The organism is Streptococcus sp. Marseille-Q0941 (assembly GCF_943736975.1).
Taxonomy (GTDB): Bacteria; Bacillota; Bacilli; order Lactobacillales; family Streptococcaceae; genus Streptococcus.
The window spans coordinates 127,588-149,486 of the sequence record NZ_CALSFO010000003.1 but is presented as its reverse complement, the minus strand read 5'-3'; the positions used below and the strand labels follow the sequence as shown (position 1 = coordinate 149,486).

General features: G+C 40.9%; 14 protein-coding genes and 3 pseudogenes. 5 read left to right on the top strand and 12 right to left on the bottom strand.

Going from position 1 to position 21,899, the window contains the following annotated elements:
• Positions 1-183 precede the first annotated feature (183 nt).
• From NGI26_RS02535 to NGI26_RS02520, 4 genes are all read left to right on the top strand, one after another.
• Positions 184-780, top strand: a complete 597-nt coding sequence (locus NGI26_RS02535) for a hypothetical protein (protein WP_251935559.1) — start codon at positions 184-186, stop codon at positions 778-780.
• Positions 781-782: 2 nt separating this feature from the next.
• Positions 783-1,007: a helix-turn-helix transcriptional regulator gene (locus NGI26_RS02530; RefSeq protein WP_251935557.1), complete on the top strand. Its 225-nt coding sequence runs from the start codon at positions 783-785 to the stop codon at positions 1,005-1,007.
• Positions 1,008-1,232: 225 nt separating this feature from the next.
• Positions 1,233-2,039, top strand: coding sequence for a peptidylprolyl isomerase (locus tag NGI26_RS02525; RefSeq protein WP_251937163.1), 807 nt, complete (start codon positions 1,233-1,235; stop codon positions 2,037-2,039).
• A 27-nt stretch (positions 2,040-2,066) separates the two neighbouring features.
• Positions 2,067-2,306 carry a zinc-ribbon domain-containing protein gene (locus tag NGI26_RS02520; RefSeq protein ID WP_251935555.1) on the top strand — a complete coding sequence of 80 codons (240 nt, stop codon included), beginning with the start codon at positions 2,067-2,069 and terminating at the stop codon, positions 2,304-2,306.
• A gap of 61 nt (positions 2,307-2,367) precedes the next feature.
• On the opposite strand, the gene abc-f is transcribed toward NGI26_RS02520, so the two are convergent.
• The 10 genes and pseudogenes from abc-f to NGI26_RS02470 all read right to left on the bottom strand — a co-directional run bounded on the left by abc-f (position 2,368) and on the right by NGI26_RS02470 (position 12,645).
• A complete protein-coding gene (abc-f, locus tag NGI26_RS02515) occupies positions 2,368-3,909 on the bottom strand; it encodes a ribosomal protection-like ABC-F family protein (RefSeq protein ID WP_251935552.1) in 1,542 nt (513 codons plus the stop codon).
• A gap of 1 nt (position 3,910) precedes the next feature.
• Positions 3,911-4,389, bottom strand: a pseudogene (locus NGI26_RS02510) (VanZ family protein).
• A 1-nt stretch (position 4,390) separates the two neighbouring features.
• Positions 4,391-5,476, bottom strand: a complete 1,086-nt coding sequence (rlmN, locus tag NGI26_RS02505) for a dual-specificity RNA methyltransferase RlmN (RefSeq protein WP_251935548.1) — start codon at positions 5,474-5,476, stop codon at positions 4,391-4,393.
• 16 nt (positions 5,477-5,492) lie between these two features.
• Positions 5,493-6,026, bottom strand: a complete 534-nt coding sequence (locus NGI26_RS02500) for a YutD-like domain-containing protein (protein ID WP_251935545.1) — start codon at positions 6,024-6,026, stop codon at positions 5,493-5,495.
• A gap of 163 nt (positions 6,027-6,189) precedes the next feature.
• Positions 6,190-7,095, bottom strand: coding sequence for an aquaglyceroporin Gla (gla, locus tag NGI26_RS02495; protein ID WP_251935543.1), 906 nt, complete (start codon positions 7,093-7,095; stop codon positions 6,190-6,192).
• A gap of 309 nt (positions 7,096-7,404) precedes the next feature.
• On the bottom strand, positions 7,405-8,568 hold the full coding sequence (locus NGI26_RS02490) for an ATP-grasp domain-containing protein (RefSeq protein WP_251935541.1): 1,164 nt from the start codon (positions 8,566-8,568) through the stop codon (positions 7,405-7,407).
• Positions 8,569-8,580: 12 nt separating this feature from the next.
• Positions 8,581-9,321 carry an esterase family protein gene (locus tag NGI26_RS02485; RefSeq protein WP_251935539.1) on the bottom strand — a complete coding sequence of 247 codons (741 nt, stop codon included), beginning with the start codon at positions 9,319-9,321 and terminating at the stop codon, positions 8,581-8,583.
• Positions 9,322-9,342: 21 nt separating this feature from the next.
• Positions 9,343-10,167: an alpha/beta hydrolase gene (locus NGI26_RS02480; protein ID WP_251935537.1), complete on the bottom strand. Its 825-nt coding sequence runs from the start codon at positions 10,165-10,167 to the stop codon at positions 9,343-9,345.
• A 112-nt stretch (positions 10,168-10,279) separates the two neighbouring features.
• Complete coding sequence (gene thiI / locus NGI26_RS02475) at positions 10,280-11,494, bottom strand: tRNA uracil 4-sulfurtransferase ThiI (protein WP_251935534.1); 1,215 nt, start codon at positions 11,492-11,494, stop codon at positions 10,280-10,282.
• Positions 11,495-11,502: 8 nt separating this feature from the next.
• A complete protein-coding gene (locus NGI26_RS02470) occupies positions 11,503-12,645 on the bottom strand; it encodes a cysteine desulfurase family protein (protein ID WP_251935532.1) in 1,143 nt (380 codons plus the stop codon).
• A 137-nt stretch (positions 12,646-12,782) separates the two neighbouring features.
• Between NGI26_RS02470 and NGI26_RS02465 the strand changes: the two genes are divergently transcribed.
• Positions 12,783-13,184: a DUF6556 family protein gene (locus tag NGI26_RS02465; protein ID WP_251935530.1), complete on the top strand. Its 402-nt coding sequence runs from the start codon at positions 12,783-12,785 to the stop codon at positions 13,182-13,184.
• 125 nt (positions 13,185-13,309) lie between these two features.
• On the opposite strand, the pseudogene NGI26_RS09300 reads toward NGI26_RS02465, so the two are convergent.
• Both NGI26_RS09300 and NGI26_RS02460 read right to left on the bottom strand, forming a co-directional pair.
• Positions 13,310-13,699, bottom strand: a pseudogene (locus NGI26_RS09300) (SIALI-17 repeat-containing surface protein); the annotation flags it as partial.
• A 444-nt stretch (positions 13,700-14,143) separates the two neighbouring features.
• Positions 14,144-21,850: pseudogene (locus tag NGI26_RS02460) on the bottom strand (beta-N-acetylglucosaminidase domain-containing protein); the annotation flags it as partial.
• Positions 21,851-21,899 lie beyond the last annotated feature (49 nt).

The following is a 21,899-nucleotide window of genomic DNA, read 5'->3' as shown; positions in this document are numbered from 1 at the left end:
CAAATACGATGCATTGCTTCAAAGAATTCTTTAGTTGTTTGACTATCAAGGGCTTTTATTAAAAAATTTTTCAAATTATTACCACATTGACACATAAAATTCTTGCTTTCTAAATTTAAGTGTGATATATTTATAACATAAATTTAAGTGTGATATATTTATAACACAAAAAAGGAGTCTATCATGAAAAAAAGTCAAAAAATGCGTGGCCTCATTGCAATGATTGCCGTAGCTCTCTTTATTGATTTTATTGTTTTATTTAGTTCTAATCTTAGTTGGGGACCCAAGTTAGTTATTACTGGTATTTCAGTGTCAGGTCAAATTATAGCTATTTGGAGCTGGCTACATATGAAACCACGGCCTCATAAGAGTCAGAAAGATAAGGGAAAGATTATTTTTGACTTGTCTGCTAAGCTTTACACGGTACTTTTATTTGCAGCAAGCATTTTTTATACAGTAGGGATTTGGGTTGCGACCCCAAGCGAAAGTTCTGGTATTAAAGAATGGATTTTGGGAATTGGCCTCGTTACTGAAGTGATTGTATTTGTTTTTTTCTGTTTGAAAAATGTCAAGGAAACTCCGGACGAACGCTTTTATGCTAATTTAGTCAAGGCAGCTAGCTTGATGTTTGTTTTTATACTAGGCGCACTGATGATCCTAGCAGTTATCATTGGGTATATGGGGGCTCTCACTCTTTACATGGGCCAGATATTTATTAGCATAGCTGCCTTGATTTGCATCTTTGCAGTTGTCTATTTTATCTTGGAACGTAGAGGATAAGCATGGCCAAAGAAAGCAAAATTATTACTAATCTCAAATCTGTTCGTGAGTCCACAGGCATGACCCAGCAGGAGTTAGCCAACCTCATCGGCATGCGACGTGAGACAATTCTGCACTTGGAAAATAATCGTTACAATCCTTCGCTAGAAATGGCTCTTAAAATTGCTCAAGTTTTTAATCTGAAAGTAGAAGACCTCTTTGAACTCAGACAGAAAGAGGAAGCATAATTCTTTTCGAGACCTAGTATTAAGTTCATTGATTAATTAGGAATTGAAGCTAAAGGGAGAGCGGATACTGGGACAATACCAGGAAATTATCGACCATCATCCAAAGAAAAATCTCTAATCAAGCGACCTTTTGGTTGATTTCCTCTTAAACTACCTCGTTACTAATATTTGAAATCCACTTCTTTTTAGGGTACAATGGTAGAAATGATTTTTGAAAGGACTAACATGAAGAAACTAGCTACACTACTACTCATTTCGACTTTTGCTCTCGGTGGATGTACAAGCATCCAACGTGCACTTCGTGGTGATGATTATGTGGATTCTAAAATTGCTACAGAACAAAGTGCTAAGGCTGCTTCCCAAGCAGAAAAAGATTTGAAAGACGCCTTAACCAATGAAAATGCGAACTTCCCTCAACTTTCTAAGGAAGTCGCTGAAGATGAGGCTGAGGCTATTCTCCACACTAGCCAAGGGGATATCCGTATCAAGCTCTTTCCAAAGTTAGCTCCACTTGCGGTTGAAAACTTCCTTACTCACGCTAAGGAAGGCTACTACAATGGAGTTACTTTCCACCGTGTGATTGATGGATTTATGGTACAAACCGGAGATCCAAAAGGTGATGGTACAGGTGGTGAATCTATCTGGCACGATAAGGACAAAACCAAGGACAAGGGGACTGGTTTTAAAAATGAAATCTCTCCATACCTTTATAATATCCGTGGTTCCCTATCTATGGCCAATACTGGTCAACCAAGCACAAATGGTAGCCAATTCTTCATCAACCAAAGTACAACTGACTATTCTGCTAAACTTCCTACAAGTAGCTATCCTAAAAAAATTATCGAAGCCTATAAAGAAGGTGGAAATCCAACTCTTGATGGTAAACACCCAGTCTTTGGTCAAGTGATTGATGGTATGGACGTTGTAGATAAAATTGCCAAGGCTGAAAAAGACGAAAAAGATAAACCAACAACTGCTATCACTATCAATAGTATTGAAATTGTGAAAGACTACGATTTTAGCAAACAATAACATCATTTATTTTAAGGAGATTATAAAATGATTCTATTTTGGGGGTCAAAAGGTTACCAAAAAGTGTTGGGACATACACAAACTGCTATCGAATGTGGCCATTGTAACAATGTTGGGACTTGGGAAATTACGGAATACGGACGCAAGTTTACTCTTTACTGGATTCCCCTCTTTCCTTACGGTAAAACTTATTTCGTTTCTTGCCCGATCTGTCACTACGGAAAAGAAATCCAAAAATCTGAGATTGAAACCTATTTGAATTACTAGCCAAAAAGCCAAGTCACACAGACTTGGCTTTTTCCTATTCTAGTTTTGCGAGTTTCTCTTTTTATGTTAGCTCATTGAAGTCCCAGATTTGATCCATCCAACCTTCATAGAAGTCTGGTTCGTGGCAAACCATAAGGATTGACCCTTTATATTCTTTCAGAGCACGTTTGAGCTCATCCTTAGCATCCACATCCAAGTGGTTGGTAGGCTCATCTAGAACAAGGACATTGTGCTCGCGATTCATCAAGAGACAGAAACGAACCTTGGCTTGTTCCCCACCTGATAAGACTTGAATTTGGCTTTCGATATGCTTAGTCGTCAAACCACAGCGAGCAAGGGCTGCACGGACTTCTGCTTGGTTAAGAGCTGGAAAGGCATTCCAAACTGCTTCTAGAGGTGTTTGGCGATTGCCGCCTTCCACTTCTTGCTCAAAGTAGCCAAGTTCTAGATAATCACCGCGTTCAACTTCACCAGCAATGGGTGGAATAATGCCCAAAAGACTCTTCAATAGAGTTGTCTTACCGATACCATTGGCACCAATAATGGCAACCTTCTGATTGCGTTCAAAGGTAAGATTTAATGGTTTTGTAAGTGGGCGGTCGTAACCAATCTGCAAATCCTTGGCTTGGAAGATAAAGCGACCTGGTGTACGAGCTGGTTTAAAATCAAAGGACGGCTTTGGTTTCTCACTTTGAAGCTCGATAATGTCCATCTTGTCTAATTTCTTCTGGCGAGACATGGCCATATTACGAGTTGCGACACGGGCTTTGTTGCGGGCTACGAAATCCTTGAGGTCAGCAATTTCCTTCTGTTGACGTTCATAGGCTGCCTCTAGCTGCGATTTCTTCATGGCATAGACTTCTTGGAACTGGTAGTAATCTCCAGAATAACGAGTTAACTGTTGATTTTCAACGTGATATACGATATTGATCACATCATTGAGGAATGGAATATCGTGCGAAATAAGGACAAAGGCATTCTCATAGTTCTGCAGATAGCGCTTGAGCCAGTCAATATGCTCTGCATCCAAATAGTTGGTAGGCTCATCCAAAAGCAAGATATCTGGCTTTTCAAGAAGAAGTTTGGCTAAAAGCACCTTGGTTCTTTGGCCACCTGATAAGGCTGTTACGTCTGTATCCATACCATAGTCCATGACACCGAGAGCACGCGCCACTTCATCAATCTTGGCATCTAAAGTATAAAAATCACGACTCTCCAAACGGTCCTGAAGTTCTCCGACTTCTTCCATCAGAGCATCAATATCAGCGCCCTCTTCTGCCATTTCCACGTAAAGATCATTGATCCGAGCTTCTGCTTTAAACAACTCATCGAAGGCTGTACGCAAAACATCACGCACAGTTTGACCTTCTTTGAGCACAGCGTGCTGGTCCAGGTAGCCTGCTGTCACATATTTGGACCATTCTACCTTCCCTTCATCCGGTAACATTTTACCAGTTACGATGCTCATAAAGGTTGATTTCCCTTCACCGTTAGCACCGACTAGCCCGATATGTTCACCTTTTAGGAGACGGAAGGATACGTCTTCAAAAATCGCACGGTCTCCAAAACCGTGACTCAAATTTTTAACTTCTAAGATACTCATTTTAATTCCTTATCTTGTTTTATGTAGTAGTTTATAAAGGACCCAAGCCAGGTAGCCACCCAATGTATTGGTCCATAAATCATCAATCTCAAAGACCCTATTAAAATCAAAGAAAAAATCTAACACTAGCTGTGTGCACTCGATGCTCAAGCTCAATAAAAAGCTAAACAAAATCACTTTCTTCGTTTTTCTTAGAGCAGGTATAAGATAGAGAAGCTGGAAAATTAATGGGAAAAGCAAGAGGATATTTAAGGCATTTTGTAAAAATATCCAAAACAGCTGTAAAAAGCTAGTTACTTCTCCCAGATTCCAAAGGGAGTTAAAAGGCGTCAAAAGAAAAACCAGGCGTCCAAAAGTTTGAATACCTGGAGTTTCCACTCCTGTAGGAAGTTGAGGTTGGGGAGTAAAACAAAAACAGACGATGCATAGGCTGTAAACAGCCACTCCCAATCTTAAGATTAATTCTCTTTTTTTAGTCATTTTATGGATTTACCGCTGCGACTGCCTTCTGGCGGTCACGTTTCATGGTATTGGAGCGTAATTGTCCACAAGCTGCATCAATATCTGTACCATGCTCTTGACGGACAACACAGTTGACCCCTTTTTTCTTGAGGGTATCGTAGAAGGCCATTACACGTTCTTTAGGACTACGACTGTATTGGTCATGCTCACTAACTGGGTTATAAGGAATCAAGTTGACATAGGACAATTTTTTGATGTTTTTCAGCAATTCTGCCAACTCAAGCGCTTGTTCAACTCCATCATTGACTTCATTTAGCATGATATACTCAAAAGTCACACGGCGGTTGGTCGTCTCGATGTAATCCTCGATAGCTGCAAATAGTTTTTCAATCGGAAAGGCGCGGTTAATCTTCATAATGCTTGAACGCAGTTCATTGTTTGGAGCATGAAGAGAAACAGCTAGGTTAACCTGTACTCCTTCATTGGCAAACTCACGAATCTTGTGAGCCAAGCCAGAAGTTGATACGGTGATATGGCGAGCACCGATAGCCATTCCCTTGTCATCATTGATGATACGGATAAAGTTCAAAACATTATTGTAGTTATCAAATGGTTCTCCAATACCCATGACAACAATATGGCTGACACGTTCATCTTGACCACGTTCGTCAAAGTATTTCTGAACCAGCATGATCTGCGCTACGATTTCCCCGTTATTAAGGTCACGTTGCTTCTTGATTAAACCTGACGCACAGAAGGTACAACCGATATTACATCCTACCTGAGTTGTTACACAGACTGATAAACCGTAGTGTTGACGCATAAGGACAGTCTCAATCAACATACCGTCTGGCAGTTCAAAAAGGTACTTAACTGTTCCATCAGCTGATTCTTGAACGATACGTTGTTTTAAGGGATTGACTACAAACTGGTCATTGAGCTTGGCAATCAAATCTTTAGACAAGTTGGTCATTTCTTCAAATGTCTGAACACGTTTACGGTAAAGCCATTCCCAGATTTGATCCGCTCGGAATTTCTTTTCTCCTTGCTCTAGGACCCATTCTTGCATCCCTTGGCGTGTTAAACTATAAATCGACGGTTTCATCTTTTCTCCTTATTTTCTAGTCCTTCTTACGGATGACGAAATGACGTTGTTCCTTTGATTCATTCTGAGGCTTCTGTTCTTTACGACGACGTCTATTTCTCTTATCCGTATGATTTCTTTTCCTATTTTGAGAAGATTTCTTCCCTTTTCGGTTGTCTTTTTCTTCTTCTTTCTTGCGCATTTTTTGATCAAATGGTGCTCGTTTAGGAGTCTCGTTTTCTAAGACAAAATAGGCACATCCATAGCTACAATACTCGAGTAGATAATCCTGTAAACGACTGATTTTCTCAAGAGATTCTTCAGCTCGCTCATTTTTGTAGAAACCACGCAAGCGTAACTGTTCATTACTCCAGTCTCCTACAATATAATCATACTTAGTTAAAACTTCTGAAAAGCGTTGAGAAAATACCGTTGCATCAAAGGCTTCCTTGCTATTTTCAACTAAGGTAAAAGTAAAACCTTCCGCTTCGACTTTATCTCCAGACAAATGAAATTCAGGACCAGGGAATTTATTGTAATTATATAATTCAGGTGCAATTTCTTTACGCATAATATTCCTTTTTAACGTTTACTTAATACTCTATTTTACCATATTTTTGCCATATTTACATCTTTTGATTTAAAATGAAAAAAGTCTGACTATTTCAACATTCAAGTCTAAAAGACACAACTGTACTAAAAAGAAAAAACTGGGAAAACCCAGTTTTTAAAGATTATAGGTAAAGTAATTTGAAGAGCGCTACAGCGGCAATCGCAGCAGCAATTGGTGCTACTACTGGTACCCAAGAATACCACCATTTTGAATCACCCTTGTGTTCACCAAGGATTGATTTAGGAAGCACTGCGTGAAGAAGACGTGGTCCAAAGTCACGAGCTGGGTTCAAACCAGGTCCTGTAGGTCCACCAAGTGATGTTACCAAGGCCATAACTAGGAAACCAAGTGCCAAGTGTGCAATACCAAGACCTGGTGACAAGAATGGAGCTACTTGTGTTTTCGCTTGTTCAAGATATGTAGCGACTTGTTCTTGAGGAATTGTTTGACCTTGAGCAGTCGCTTGTGCCACTTGTTCATTAATCAACGCTTGAGCTTTTGTAACTAATTCAGCACCAAAGAAGTTCTTTGTCAAACCAAGTGCCGCAAAGAAAAGAACAAATGATCCAACAAACTCGTTGATAAAACCGTTCACAATTGCTGCATAACGAGATTCTTTTGTACCATGATCCAAACTTGAAATAGTTGAGAAAGTTCCCAAGATATTATTTGGGTTTTCTGTTTTTAAGTAGTAAGGACGGTGAGTCGCAACAACCAAGGCTTGTCCGAAGATTGCTCCCAACACTTGCGCAATAATGTAAAATGGTACCTGTCCCCAGTCAAAAAGACCGCTAACTGCAAGTCCAAGAGTGAAGGCTGGGTTGATGTGGTTACCAGAAACGTTACCAAACATCAAAGCTGGAATCATAACCCCCATACCGTAACCAACAGCGATAACGAGCCAGCCACTTTGGTGACCTTTCGTACCTTTAAGTTCAACGTTGGCAACGGCACCATTTCCCAAGATAATCAAAATGGCTGTTCCCAAAAATTCAGTGGCATATTTGACTGCCCATGTGAAATCCATTGATAGATTCTCCTTAATATTTTTTAGACAATCCCTATTCTATCAATTTTTAAGGCTTTTAGCAACAGATTTTCTAAAAGAATCCCATGAGAAAACGCTTTTATTTTAACTCTTCAAAAAAGAGAGTGAGACAGAAATCGGTCATTCGTTAGAATTCGATTTCGTAGTCCCACCTCCGCACAGTTGAGTAGGGCTGTAAAAGCTGATGAAATCAGCCTAGTAGAGTCCACTCAACCACTGCGTCTTACTCGACAATCCAAAGACAATTGAGAGGCTAGAACTTTTGTCCCAGCCTCCTGATTTTGATTATTATTGACGCTGACCAAAGTCTTTAATCATCTGTTCCATTTCCTCACGACTTGGTGTCGTAAGCATATAGAGATAATCTCCTTGCAATTCAGCAAAAGCAGCTGGCATGATTTTTTTGACCTTGAATTGGTGACCGTATTTGGCTAGCAAGTCTTCCTCTGAATATACATAGTTAGCGTTGGCCCGACGAGATGTTGCAAGACAATACTGAGTTTCAAATGGAGACTCTGGGAAGGGTTTACCCGCCACAAGAGCTGCATAACCTTGGTACAAATCAATCGAATGGGCAAAGTTATAGACATCAATCGTGAAACCACCTGCTGGACGGTTATTGTACTCAATCGCGATGTAATCATCACCGTCTCGGAAGAACTCAATATGGAAGAAACGTTCTTTCATACCAAATTCCTTAACAATAGCCTCACCATACTTGCGCAATTTTGGATCCATATCTTTAAGAACATAATAAGAATTGTCCATCTTGTAAAGCATCAAATCTAAAGGAGTGTAGGCATAATCAAATGTTGTCGAGAAGACAATATTTCCGTCTCTATCTACCAAACCGTCGAAAGTACAAATTTCACTTGAAGTTACAAATTTTTCAAAGAAATAAATGGTTGAGTGGTCCCATTCAGCCTTAAAGTGGTTTACATCATCTTCTGTTTCAAGTTTGAAGGTTGCTGCTGCCCCAACTCCATTGTCAGGTTTTGCAATCATCGGAAGGCCGATTTCTTTCACAGCTTTATCAACATCTGCTTCTGTTTCAATAACAGCACCTTGAACCACTGGAACTCCAGCTTTTTCGAAGAGTTTCTTCATTTCAGACTTGAACTTTGTCTTCTTAAGGTCTTCTGGCTTGGCACCAAAGACATTAAACTGTTCACGAAGAGCGGCATCCAACTCTAACCAGTATTCATTGTGAGATTCGATGCGGTCAATTGGTCCATGTTTATAGAAAAGAAAGGCAACTGCACGCTTGACTTCGTCAATATTTTCAAGATTATCAACTCGGTAATACTCCGTCAAGCTATTGCGCAATGGTTCATCTAGTTGTTCGTAGGGTTCTTGCCCGATTCCTAGAACTGTAATTCCTTTATTAGCTAACTCAATACTAAACTGTTGAAAATTTTGTGGGTAATAGGGTGAAATTACAAGATAATTCATAAGCAACTCCTTTTATAGACTCATGTGACCGAGGAAATAAGGCATTTGTTTGCGCCACCATTCCCAATCATGGGCAACATCATGTCCCCATTCTGCAAACCAGGCAGGAATTTGTTTTTGGTCAAAGGCTTCTTTGAGCTTATAGTAAGAAGGTAGTCCATCATGTTCCCAAGGGCCTAGACCTGTACAAACAATAATTTCAGCCTGACGGTAACGGTCAATAAACCAACCATCATTTTGATTCCAGATATAGTCTACTGGTGAATTTTGATAGATAGCATCATCATTATAGTAGTCACCTACAAAGAAGCGCGCATCGTATACACCACTAAGAGCAATGACCTTGGTAAAAACATCTGGATGCTGAAGGAAAAAATTAAGGGCATGGTAGGCTCCCATAGAGCAACCTGTTGTCATCATACCGTCAAACCATCCTGTCTTGTGCTTGATAAAAGGAATCGCTTCTTCAATCACATATCGTTCATAGGCACGGTGCATCTCAGCTTGGTCATGGCTATTTTTCCAAGTTGCCAACCAGCTCTCACTATCTACACTGGAAAGGGTAAAGAACTGCACGCGACCTTCTTCGATGAAGGATGCGCAAGCATCAATCATTCCAAAATCATAGTATTCATTATGGCTACCACCTGAAGAAGCAAAGACAACAACTGGGATGCCTCCATGTCCATATCGATTGACATACATTTCACGATTTAGATTTCCACTCCAGTGGCTAAGATGTTCAATATGCATATCCTGTCTCCTTTATACTAATTACCAATTTTCTGCAAAAAAACGTAGGCAAGCCGGTAGATTTTCTGACCATGGAATTTCATGGTGGATAGCCCCAGCCTGAACCTTGAGTGAAAGATTTTCTAACTGAACTCCTCCTGCTATCAAATCATGATAATAGCGAAGAGAAGAGTCAATATAAGCCTGCTTGATATTACCAGCCATAAGGGTCTTATCCGTGTCATCTGCTTCTTCCGTCCCAACATAGATAAAGACTCGCTGGTCTGGCAATAGTTTTTTACGCTCGATATAGCGATCAAAAGCCTCTTGGTGAAGCCAATTAGCAGATGAAAAGACACCCAAGCAGCCAATCTGGTCTTGATACTCCAAGCCAATAAACTGGGTAATATTGCCGCCTAGAGAAGACCCAACCATAGCAGTGTGCTTGCGGTCTGATTTTGTACGATAGTTTTCATCGATAAAGGGTTTGACCACTTCCATGACAAACTCAGCATACTCGACTCCCTTACCACCAAACTGTTGACCGGGAATATTAGACTCTTGGAATTTCCATGCCGCGTACTCATTCATACGTCCTAGGCCATCATTATCAATGGCTACCACAATCATGCGACTGATATCAGGATTTCGCTTGATGGTAGGAATAATCTTCCATGAATGACCGACATAGGATTCTTTACTGTAAAAGACATTCTGACCATCATGGAAATAGACAACCGGATAAGTGCGATTCGTGTCCTTCTCATAGTCTTTAGGAAGAAGAACACGTACACGGCGTTCCTTACCTGTGTAGGGAACCTTGAGTTTATGCTCTCGCATTTTCAGGTAAAAGTATGATTGATTCATTGTCAGAAAACTCTCTATATTCAAAATTTTACCTTATTATAGCATAAAAATAGAAAAAAAGTCAGTTTCCGTCCAAATTAAGGATAAAAACTAACTTTTAGTTGTATTCTCATTAAAGAAGATCTTCAATTAATTCATCGACAGCATCTTTTTCGGCTTGCGGTGTGATTTCTGTGATCATAATCCCTGCCACTGCTCGCTCAACTAAGCCTTCAACATCCATACGTGTTTCATACTGTTCGGCATTCTTAATCTTTGGATTTGTTTTCGGACGATCAGGCGCAAAAATCGTACAGCAGTCTTCAAAAGGTTGGATAGAAATTTCAAAGGTGTCAATTTCCTGAGCAATATCAATAATTTCCAACTTATCCATGGTCACAACTGGACGAATAATTGGTGTATTGGTCACGGCATTGATAGCCTGCATACTTTCAAGAGTTTGGCTTGCTACCTGACCAAGACTTTCACCATTGATAATGACCAAACCGTTTCTCACTTCACGGATACGGTCGGTAATCCGCATCATAAAGCGACGTGTCAAAGTCATAAGATAGGCTTCTGGAGCTTTGGCTTTAATTTCTTCTTGGATCTCAGTGAAAGGTACTTCGATAAACTGGATATTCCCACCGAACTTAGTCAATTTACGGGTCAAATCCTGAGCTTTCTTGAGGGCACCGGGACTAGTATATGGTGGACTAGCAAAGTGAACAGCTTCAATATCCACTCCACGTTTCAGTGCAAGATAACCTGCTACAGGCGAGTCAATTCCTCCTGATAACATGAGCATACCTTTCCCAGAAGTTCCAACTGGTAGACCACCCGCACCACGAATGGTCTCATAGGAAAGATAAGCCGCCTCTTCACGAATCTCCACTTGCAGATTGATATCGGGATTTTTCATCTGGGCTTGTACATTTGGAATGGCATCAAAAACAGCACCACCAAGAACTTGGTTGAGTTCACGACTATCCAGTTCAAAGTTGTGATCACTACGTTTGCTAGAGATCTTAAAGGTCATGCCTTCCTTATAGATGTCCTGCATAATCTCTTGGACAGCAGATTTAAGAACCTCTACAGATTTTTCAACCTTATACACTGGTGAAAAGTTTTGAATCCCGAAAACTTGTTTGAGTGACTCAGCTACTGGTTCATAATCAGCACCATTGAGATAAGCATGGGCACGGTCACGATCAGCAGTAACCTTGACTTGAGGATAGATAGATAAAACGTCTGAGATATTATTACGTAGTTTATTAATGAAACGCATCCGGTTTTTACCTTTGGTTGACAGTTCCCCGTAGCGAATCATAATTTCTGAATACTGCATGAATACTCCTATCTCACTTTTCTAGTTTGATTGTAAATTAATTTTAGCTTGGTCAAAAATTGCTCAACTTGACTCATGTCATTTTCTAGGTCCAGGCTGAGGCGGACTGCTGACTGGGCCTTCTCTTTTTCAACCCCCATAGCAATCAAGGTACCAGCAGGTTTTCCTGCCTTGGACGAGCAAGCAGAGGTTGTGGAAATGAAAATATCATAGTCTTCAAATGCATGAACAATGACTTCACCACGGACACCCTTAATCCCAAAGGTCAGAATATGAGGAGCAAAGTCTTCCTCACCTGAGAAAACAAAAATATCTGGATATTCAAGAAGGGCTTGACGGATGACTTCCTTCATCTGGGCTGTCTTAGAAGAAAACACGTCTAAATTTTCCATCGACAAACGGAGTGCCTTAGCAGTCGCTGCAATACCTGCTACATTCTCAGTAGTTGAGCGATAATCACGCTCTTGGCCACCACCAGTTAAAAGTGGCGTAATTTTCTTACCTGACTTGATATAGACAAATCCAACACCACGAACACCGTGGAACTTGTGACTCGAGAAGGTTGCAAAATCCACTCGGTCTGTCAAATACTTTTCTGTTGGAATCTTAGCCAAGGCTTGAACCGCATCCACATGGAAAGAAATAGTTGGCTTATCAGCTAATAGTTCTGAAATAGCTTCAATAGGCTGGATTGAGCCGATTTCATTGTTAACTGCCATAACAGAGACTAGCGTTGTATCCGGACGAAGTAGACTTGCTAAGGCAGCTACATCTACAAATCCTCTCTCATCTACAGGTGCAAAATCTACCTCAAATCCTTGAGTCTTCAGCCAAAGAGCTGATTCCTTAACCGCTGGATGTTCAATGTCAGACACAATAATGTGTTTACCAAATTGCGCTTTTTCAAAAGCCACACCTTTGATAACCCAGTTATCCCCTTCGGTGCCACCAGATGTAAAGTAGATTTCTTCGCTTTTCTTACCAATTAAATCTGCAATCTGCTGTCGAGAAGCTTCTAAAATTCTGGTAGATTGGTCCCCCAAACGATGAAGGCTAGATGGATTACCAATAATTTTTGCAGACACCTGCATATAGGTTTCAAGTACTTCAGGATAAGGCTTGGTCGTAGCCGAATTATCAAAGTAAATCATTGTTTCTCACGCTTTCTAAAATCACTCCTTCTATTGTAACATGAAACAGTTCAGGCGACAAGAAATGCCGTTCAGGTTCATTTAAGTTTTTTTTAAAGATTTTGGGTATAATGAAGCATGGTAAAAGGAGAGAAATTATGTCTAACTATCGCAGAAAATCAAAACCTAAAACTGAACATCTAAAAAAAGGCTTTACCGTCTTTCAAAAAACAATTGCAACTTTAGCCAGTATCCTTGGTTTGATTACAGCTAGTATCACTATCATGAATGCTTTAGATAAAAACAAGGATCATAAAGATACGACTCCACAAACAACCATCATCAAGGAAGTTCAAAAGGAAGCTCCCGCTGAATCCAATGCTCCTGCACAAAGTCCATCCAACAATCAAGAAACGACTCAAAAAGAAGACCTTCAAACTCCTAGCAAAAGAGAAGATACAAAATCAGATAACAATTCTCAAAAAAATGAGCCATCTGATTCTTCAGTAAATCCTCCAACTACTGAAGCAGGAGTTAGCGCTACTAACGGAGCATCTTAAGCATTTCTCAATACCAACGGTTACTCCGTTGGTTTTTTTCATTTTAATCATAAAAAACCAGGAACTATTGTCCCTGGTTTTTTATGATTAAAACAAGCTATTCTGCATCGAAAGAAGATTCGTACTTAATCTTCTTTCCCTTTTTTGATAAAGGTTGCAGATAGAACCAATCCAAGACTTGCTAGGAAGGCTAAGCCTGCTGAATCTTGCTCACCAGTTGCTGGAAGCTGGCCTTTAGCTTCAGTAGCTGGTGCATTTGGTCCTTCTTGTTCTTGTTTTTGACTTGTTGAACTTGAAGTTTGCTTGTGATCCGCAAGTGGTGTAGCTGGGTTTGCAACAGGTTCTTTATATTCTGGAACCTCATTCTTAGCTGCTTCAACCCAATTAACGCCGCCCTTGAATTCTGGAAGCTCATTCTTGTCCGCTTCAACCCAATTAACGCCGCCCTTGAACTCTGGAATTTCATGAACCGCCGCTTCTACAGCATTAACTCCACCTTTGAATTCTGGAATTTCAACTACTGGTGGTTGTTGATCTCCCTTACTTGAAAGGACTTCAGGTTCAGGAGTTGGTTTCGGATCTGGAGTTGGTTTCGGATCTGGAGTTGGCTCTGGATCTGGGGTTGGTTTTGGATCTGGAGTTGGCTCTGGATCTGGAGTTGGTTTCGGATCTGGAGTTGGCTCTGGGTCTGGAGTTGGTTTCGGATCTGGAGTTGGCTCTGGATCTGGGGTTGGTTTCGGATCTGGAGTTGGCTCTGGATCTGGAGTTGGTTTCGGATCTGGAGTTGGCTCTGGATCTGGACTTGGTTTCGGATCTGGAGTTGGCTCTGGATCTGGAGTTGGCTCTGGATCTGGAGTTGGTTTCGGATCTGGAGTTGGTTTCGGATCTGGAGTTGGCTCTGGATCTGGGGTTGGTTCTGGATCTGGAGTTGGCTCTGGATCTGGGGTTGGTTGTGGATCTGGGGTTGGTTTTGGATCTGGAGTTGGTTGCTCAGGTTCTTCTGAAAGTTCTTGGTAGTAAGTAGTCATTTCATAGAACTCTGGTTTGTCACCTTCCCAAATGAGTTTAACATCAAGTAACGGAGCTTTATCTCTCACTGCAAATGTTTGGAAGCTTGAGGTAATTGTGCCTAAATCTGTCCAAGCACCGTCTCTGTCTGTTTTAAGAGTGCGAGCCAGTACGCGAGCCACTACTCCTTGAGGAAGACTAGAAACAAGTCGGATATGGTTAGCATCTGTTGGTTCTGATAAGTGGTAAACCAACTCACCTTGGCCTTTCTCAGCCTTATAGCTTGTCAAGACTTTGCCATCTACAAGATTGGTGTAAAGGTTGCCTCTACTTTCTCCACCATTTCCTTGAACCGTTGGGTCGTTGATAGGTTTCACAAATTCACCATCATTGATGACTAATTCAGTAAATCCGACAAAACGAGCGTCGTAGTTAGCAGTGAAGAGAACACGTAGATAATTGGCTTTCACTGGACTTGCAAGTTCACCCTCGATGTAGCGATTTCCAGGCATCTTAGAATCATGTGTCCATCCATCTGTCAATGAATCATCATGCATGTCATTTGCAAGGCCATCACCAACTGTCACAACGTCAGTCCAAGTCTTGCCATCTTGGCTAACCTGAATCTTACCATCACGAAGATAGTTCTTCGTACCATCTTGGATATAAGCTCTAATCTTCTTGATTTCACGTTCGCTACCAAGTTTCAAGGTAATGTGACCATCTTTATGTGCATAATCAGAGAACTCTACAAAGTTATTGTAGACACCATCAAACAACTGATCCAAATTCTTGATCTTGCGAACATCATTTGCACCATAATAGGCATCTATTCCCATAGATGTAGAATCAAGTTTGGTTGGTTGAACTTCTTTTGTCTTAACAAGTAGAGATGTTGCTGTCACTGCTTGTTCTTGGTCAGTCTTATTCACCAAACGAGCATAACGTACCAAGGACTTATCTGTTACTTGATTAGCTGGATACCATTCTTGTGCATTTGGAGAGAATTCCAAGTCAAGGGCTGGATTTCCAATACCAATAGCCTGAATACTTTCAGCTTGGTGTAGACGGTCTAGCTTCATACCCAAGTAGCTATGAGCTGGAAGCTTAGTTCCACTTGGAATTTGCATGTCATAACGACCGAGACTGTCATATACTGGAGTTGATTTCAAGCTTTCAACATTGGTATCTGTCATCTCACTATTTCCAGCACGTGTCTCAACTGAGAAGTCAGCGATACGCCACCATAGATTGATATTCTTGGTATTACGAACACGAATGTAACGAGCTGAAATTGGAGTTTCAATTTCTTTGGTTTGTTCACCAGCTAAACGATCCAATTCTTGCCATGAATTTCCATCTGTAGAATACTCAAGAACACCTTCTGCCAATTTATCTCCAGAACCTTGAACGAGACGAACCTTAGTTACAGGTTTGACTTCGCCCAAGTCAAGTTGAATCCAACCATCGACAGGAGTTGTATCCGTGCGATCAGCATTTGCAAGCATAGCTTCAGTATTATCACGACCATCTGTAATCTGAGCAACTGTCGTGTTGTACTTGTACATGAGATTTGGACTGATGGTCACTGTAGCTGTCTGTTTAGGACGACTTACTTCTACAGGACGATTCACAGCGATTTCTCGTACAGCAAACCAAGTATTATCACGATTAGAAGTGGCAATCATTCGAACAGCTTTAGCATTGATATTGAGATTTTCAAATTTAAGAAGAGGCTCATTACCAGTGTAGCTTGGTTCTGAAAGTGTTACCCATTGATCATTTTTATTGAGGTACTCAACTTTAGCATTGTTAAAGGTATCGCGTGGATTTGCTTGAGTTCCCATTGCAAATGTCAAGTTTTGGATTGGAACAGCCTTATTAAATTTCAAACCAATATAGTCACCCGTTTGGATACTGTTTGGTGATTTGATAAGGGCATGTGTTCCTAAATCTCCATCAGTAACTTCAGCAAGTCCACCTTCTACACCTGTACGGTTTGTGATAAAGGTGCTGATCACTTGGTCAGGGTGCAAGGCTTTTTGAACTTCAGTTGCCAATACTTCACGAAGACCAAGTAAGAATGGACGGATATGTTGGACACCCAATTCAGCTTTTTCCATATGGTCTACATAATGGAAGGTATGAGTTTGAGACTGTTCGTACAATTTCAAACCTTTATAGTAGCTATCCCAGAGTTTGGCTGCATCGTTTGTAGCCATGGCTTCAGTTCCTGTAAGGAAGGCATCGAGAGCATTCATTTGGTCGATTGCGTTATCCAACCAATAGTGGATTTGGGCAACCATTTTTTTATCGCCTGATGCTTTGTAAAGTTCGGCTGCTTCTTTAATCTTGGCAAATTCAGCTCGCAAGGCTGCACGTTCGGCAGTCACATCCTGACCTGCTTTAAGCTTGGTCAGGAAGTCTGTTAATTTTGGAGCCAAGTCTACAGATTCTTCCAGTTTGACGACACGATTATCCATGTTTTGGTTGATCATATGTTTACCAAGTTCACGGAAGGCAACAGATGTTTCACTATCTGTAAACTTACCAGTTTCAACAAAGTTGAAGGCGATATCATTTATTTTCTTAGCTTCTTCTTCAGACTTCCATTGTTTCCATGCATACTGAGCCGCAGAGAAAAGGGCAATCTTAGAAGGCTCAGATTGTTGCATTGGATTCAACATGATACCTGAAAGGAGACTTGGGTCCACATTTGGATGAAGGAATTTCTCACCACCACCCAAGATTAAGTGTTGTTTAGAGTTGTCTGTAACAGGCCAGTTGACCCATAGAGAAACTGGACGGTAAGTCTTACCACCTGCAGTTAGGTTGTTCTTAAGGTTTGTAAGGAAGTTTTCTGATACTTCACCCCAAATCTTACCACCAGTAAGGGTCATAGAAGTTGAAGTTGGAAGATTTTCATTTAGAGATCTCAATTCATCTTCACGACCATTACCCCAATACTGACCTGGAACGAAGATCATTTCCTTACGAAGGCCCGCATAAGTTGCTTGTTTTTCAGTCAACCAATCTGTCATGTCCTTCATCAAGCGGTTGTAGCTATTGTAGCCACCAACTGGGCTTGGAGCATCATCAGCTAGAATACCGAACTCACGGACACCGACATCCATCAATTGAGTGAATTTAGCCTTAATGGTATCAAGGTCTTTTTGGTAGTCAGCATCATTTCCAAAACGAATACGGTTGTTCATGAATGGGTGGATAGTCCAAACATAGCGAGTCTTGTTTTGGTTTCCGACACGCGCCAACTCACGAATTTCAGCTAATTTTTCTTCTGGATAAAGTTCACGCCATTTCTTGTTGTGGTATGGATCATCTTTTGGTGCAAAGAAGTATTGAGTCAACTTCAAGTCACCACCATAGCGCATGAGTTCAGCTCGGTCAGCATTTGACCATGGATTTCCATAGTAACCTTCGATAAAGCCACGGTTTTTGATTTCAGCAAAATCTTCAACTGTTACATTACGTAAAACTGGAGCTTCACTTTCATTAAGCATGTGTTTAAGAGTCGTCAAACCATAGAAGACAGCATCTGTATCTTTACCGACGATAGAGATTGTATTGTTTTTGATTGACAAAGCATAAGCATCAATCTTATCAAAAAGTCCTTGAGAAATACCAGAGATTTCTTTTTCAGCCTGTGAATTTTGACCATGAACACCAAGATAGATATTGGTAGCACCTGCTACTGCTGCTTGACTGCTTGTGTAAGAAATTTGATGATCTTGCAAGACACTCTTCAAGCGGTTTCGAGTATAAATATCTAACTGATTGCCCATTACAAGATTAACTTGTTTTTGAAGTTTCGTAACACCTTCACCATAAGTAACTTTTTGTGGTGTTGGGAATACCTTGTATTCTTTCTTGAGATAGTCTTGACTTTGTGCCGCAGCAGCAATCACATCATCACTAGCTGGCTTCTTAGCTACAAAACTATCAGCGAGTTCAGTTGTACCATCGCCCACTTCTCCAACTTTTGGTGGTTCTGGGGTCACTGGTTTCTCAGGAGTCACTGGTTTTTCTGGAGCAACTGGTTCTTCAGATTCACTATTAGAAAGTGGCTTGAGTAGTTGGATTTCTGCAGCACTACCAAATCCTGCGACACCTGATAGAACTTTAAATTCTACCTTGTTGGTTTCAACTGTCGCAAAATTAACAGTTTTTTCTTTGGCATTATTTTCCCAAGTTCCTGAAGCAACTTTCACCATTTGACCATCTTTTTGAGCATAAATTTCATAAGAGGTCACGACTCCGTTGCCTCCACCTGGACGTGGAAGATAAGTCAAACCATTGACTTTTTCAGGAGCATTCAAATTCATTGCAACTGTATATGGAGCACGGTCTCCAGTCCATTTTGAATGCCAGAAAGTATTCGGATCATTATCGAAAGCTTTTTCTACTGGTCCTTCAGTTTCTGTTCCTGGTGTTTCCTGACTAGTTGCAGAAACACTAAAGTGATCTGTTGGGATCAAACGTGGATTTACAAATGCTTCATTGGACAACTCCGCACTATGCAAGATTCCTTGGAAACCACCGATTGTTTCAAGTGGAAGTACCAAGGTATTGTGGGCCAAGCGAGGATGAGCTGGATTTGCAATACGTTCAACCTTTTCGCCATCTACATAAACTTCTGTCACTTGAGGTTTGGTTACAACTGAGATTTGATAACGTTTGTTCTTTTCAAGTTTCTTATTAAATTGAATATGGAATTGTTCAAATTTATAAGCGAGATAGCCATCCTTGTCCGCAAGATAAAGTTGGTTGTCTCCACTAGTTGAGAAGACTTGCTCTCCGTCTCCTGTCACTGTCACATCCAATTTCAAAACATGACTCGGACCAACATCACCAACGAGACCTTCGATGCTAGAATCTTTTTCAAAATTCAATCCTGCTTCTGTTTTCTTCACATTCTTAGCAAGATATTTCTTAATAGTTTCTGCTTTAATTGTAAAGAGGTCGCTTTCTTCTACTATCTTATCTGGATTTGAACGCGGTGCATAAACACTTGTTGGTTGGATACGGTCTGCATAGGTCTTAGCTGCACGATCTGAACCCCAAGTGCGTTCTGCAGTTGATTGCATACTCTTGAAGAAGCGTTTAAAGATATCAAAAGAGGTAAGTCCTGTTTCATGGAGGTCAATGTTGTCATTCCAGACTGCATGACCACCACCAAGGATATTTGGATTAGAGGCTTCTAGGCGTGGTCCTCCACCAGTTGAGAAGTCATTTGGTGTCCAGCGGTTGTATTGAGTTTCATAGTTGGCATAATCCCCATAACCACCTTGACTATTGCTTCCACTTGGAACACTATAGGTTGGAATATCTGTGATATTGATAATCTTAGCACCCTGAGCAATTGCGGCAGCTGGACGTTGCCAGTGGATACTCCAGATATCCACTTCTACATCTTTCCAATCAACAGGTGTAGTTCCTTGTTTGGCAGAGAGCGAACCCCAAATACGTGGTGTTAAGCCCTTACCTTTGATGTACTGGATCATATCATTGACATAACGACGATAACTTTCAGGACTTCCATAGTACTCATCTGTACCGATATGAACTGTTGAAACGCCACGAAGAGGTGCATTTTCACCATCGAGCAATTTATCATAGACTGATTTGACAAAAGCCAGCGTTTCTTCGTACTTGTTATCCAAGTCCAACATAGCTACACGTTCTACATTGTGTTTTCTGGCACTTAGTTGGCCCTTATACATCAAGTCTGGACGTACCTTAACAAATGATAATGCGTGACCTGGTGTGTCAATTTCAGGAACAAGGTTGATATGCAAAGCTTTAGCTAACTTGATAATTTCTTGCATTTCTTCCTTGGTGTAATGCTCGTCAGATGTTAATTTCTCACCATTTTCACCGACAACATCAGTCTCTACACGGAAGCCTGTCTTAGCATTTTTAAGAACATAATCCAATTCTTCTTGTTGGCTGAGATGTTTACCTTCCACGTGTTTATCGAGGAAGATATAGTTGTCGTTCAAGTGCAATTGAAGATCGTTCATCTTGTAGTAGGCCATGTTGAGCATGATATCTACAAGCGTATCATAAGGAATAAACTTACGACCTGTATCTAGCATAAAGCCACGGTGACTAAAGCTTGGGTAATCACGGATTTCACCGTTCTGTAAGTCTTTTTCTCCCATTTGAAGGAGGGTACGAGTTGCATAAAAGGCACCAGTATTGGTTGCAGCTTCTACTGTGATAACGCCATCTTTAATGGTGATACCATAGCCTTCTTTGCCATAGCCCTTGTCTTCAACCTTTTTAAACTCAATGCGGTTTTGTGCTTCTTGACCACCTGTTGCGACTTCCAAACCACGATTTTCGAGGTCTGTTTGATAGAATTTAGCCTCTTTGTCAAATCCAGAATCTCCAACTGAAATGACCGTCTCTGAAGTAATAGAAGTTTTACCTTGAGTACCGTACCATTGTTGGACTGCTGGTGCAACTGCAGGCTTCGTTCCAACACCTTCATCAGCATGCAAGCCTTTAATAACAACTTCGAATTCTTTTCTGAAAGTGTGGTTATCATTGGTTTGTTGGACCATCACTTTGACATGTTGGTCTGTCAAAGGTGTATAGATTTTATTATTTAGGTCAACAACTCCTTGCTTGTTGCTTCCAATCAAACTAACTTGACCAGGCAATTTAGGCAATACAAGTGATTTTCCATTTTCAGCAACAGTGATTTCTGTAACTTGACGAATATCTGTTGGTTTGCTAGCATCCGGTATATTTGAGTAGGCGCGAATTTCTTGGATACCCACATTTTTCCATTGCATCGTACCAGCTTGATAATCTGTGATTTCCAGTTTGAGATATTTTGCTTGAATGGCTTCTTTTAAGTCAACTTTTTCATCTAGAACCGGAGTTCCTGTGCGTTGATGGGCTAACTTCCATTCTCCAGGACCTGATCCATTGACTTCGTCTTGACCTGCATAATAGAGGTTCCAAGATTTGATGTTTGGATCATTTTGTTCACCACGAACACGACGGTCCCAATCGATTTCCACATGCTTAATTAAGGTTGTCTTTTCAAGCTTAAATTCGATTGTTGGTTTCACAACATCACGGTCAGTTGCCCATCGAGTATCTGGATTTCCATCAATCGCCTTCTCAGCTGTAAATGGAGTATTGGCTTCATGGTTTGAAGCTGTTGCAGTTGCCTTTTCTAAATGGTTGACATCTGGAGTTTCAACCAAATCTTTGGTCACTGGCTTCTCCGCTGGTTTAGTTGTTGGAGCTACTTCTTCCTTAGGAGCAGGAGTTTCTGCTGGTTTTGGAGTTACTTCCTCCTTAGGAGCAGAAGTTTCTGCTGGCTTTGGAGCTACTTGTCCAGTATTTTCAGGATGAGCTTCCGCATCAGTTGGATTCGTTTCCGTAGTTTCAGTTGGATTTGCTGCTTCAGCTTTTTCGATGGCAGCTGCTAGATCTGCTGGTAACTTATCCATGGGCTGAACCTGTGTCACTGTACCCTCTGTCTCTGCAGGTCCCTCTGTTTCTGCTGCTTGAACCATGCCAGCACCAAAAATGCTAGCACCAATCATAACAGAAGCTGCGCCAATAGCAAATTTACGTATACTGTAATGACACCGTCTCTCAAAAAAATGTTTTCCCATTTTCTTTATTTCCTTCCCACGCTTAAATTGGGTAAGCGTTATCATTTCC

What these genes read in the sequence shown, in the direction of transcription:
- NGI26_RS02465 (WP_251935530.1), top strand. Translation starts at nt 12,783, where the DNA reads ATGTCTAACTATCGCAGAAAATCAAAACCTAAAACTGAACATCTAAAA.
- gla (WP_251935543.1), bottom strand. Translation starts at nt 7,095, where the DNA reads ATGGATTTCACATGGGCAGTCAAATATGCCACTGAATTTTTGGGAACA.
- NGI26_RS02500 (WP_251935545.1), bottom strand. Translation starts at nt 6,026, where the DNA reads ATGCGTAAAGAAATTGCACCTGAATTATATAATTACAATAAATTCCCT.
- NGI26_RS02530 (WP_251935557.1), top strand. Translation starts at nt 783, where the DNA reads ATGGCCAAAGAAAGCAAAATTATTACTAATCTCAAATCTGTTCGTGAG.
- NGI26_RS02535 (WP_251935559.1), top strand. Translation starts at nt 184, where the DNA reads ATGAAAAAAAGTCAAAAAATGCGTGGCCTCATTGCAATGATTGCCGTA.
- NGI26_RS02490 (WP_251935541.1), bottom strand. Translation starts at nt 8,568, where the DNA reads ATGAATTATCTTGTAATTTCACCCTATTACCCACAAAATTTTCAACAG.
- abc-f (WP_251935552.1), bottom strand. Translation starts at nt 3,909, where the DNA reads ATGAGTATCTTAGAAGTTAAAAATTTGAGTCACGGTTTTGGAGACCGT.
- thiI (WP_251935534.1), bottom strand. Translation starts at nt 11,494, where the DNA reads ATGCAGTATTCAGAAATTATGATTCGCTACGGGGAACTGTCAACCAAA.
- NGI26_RS02525 (WP_251937163.1), top strand. Translation starts at nt 1,233, where the DNA reads ATGAAGAAACTAGCTACACTACTACTCATTTCGACTTTTGCTCTCGGT.
- NGI26_RS02470 (WP_251935532.1), bottom strand. Translation starts at nt 12,645, where the DNA reads ATGATTTACTTTGATAATTCGGCTACGACCAAGCCTTATCCTGAAGTA.
- NGI26_RS02480 (WP_251935537.1), bottom strand. Translation starts at nt 10,167, where the DNA reads ATGAATCAATCATACTTTTACCTGAAAATGCGAGAGCATAAACTCAAG.
- NGI26_RS02485 (WP_251935539.1), bottom strand. Translation starts at nt 9,321, where the DNA reads ATGCATATTGAACATCTTAGCCACTGGAGTGGAAATCTAAATCGTGAA.
- NGI26_RS02520 (WP_251935555.1), top strand. Translation starts at nt 2,067, where the DNA reads ATGATTCTATTTTGGGGGTCAAAAGGTTACCAAAAAGTGTTGGGACAT.
- rlmN (WP_251935548.1), bottom strand. Translation starts at nt 5,476, where the DNA reads ATGAAACCGTCGATTTATAGTTTAACACGCCAAGGGATGCAAGAATGG.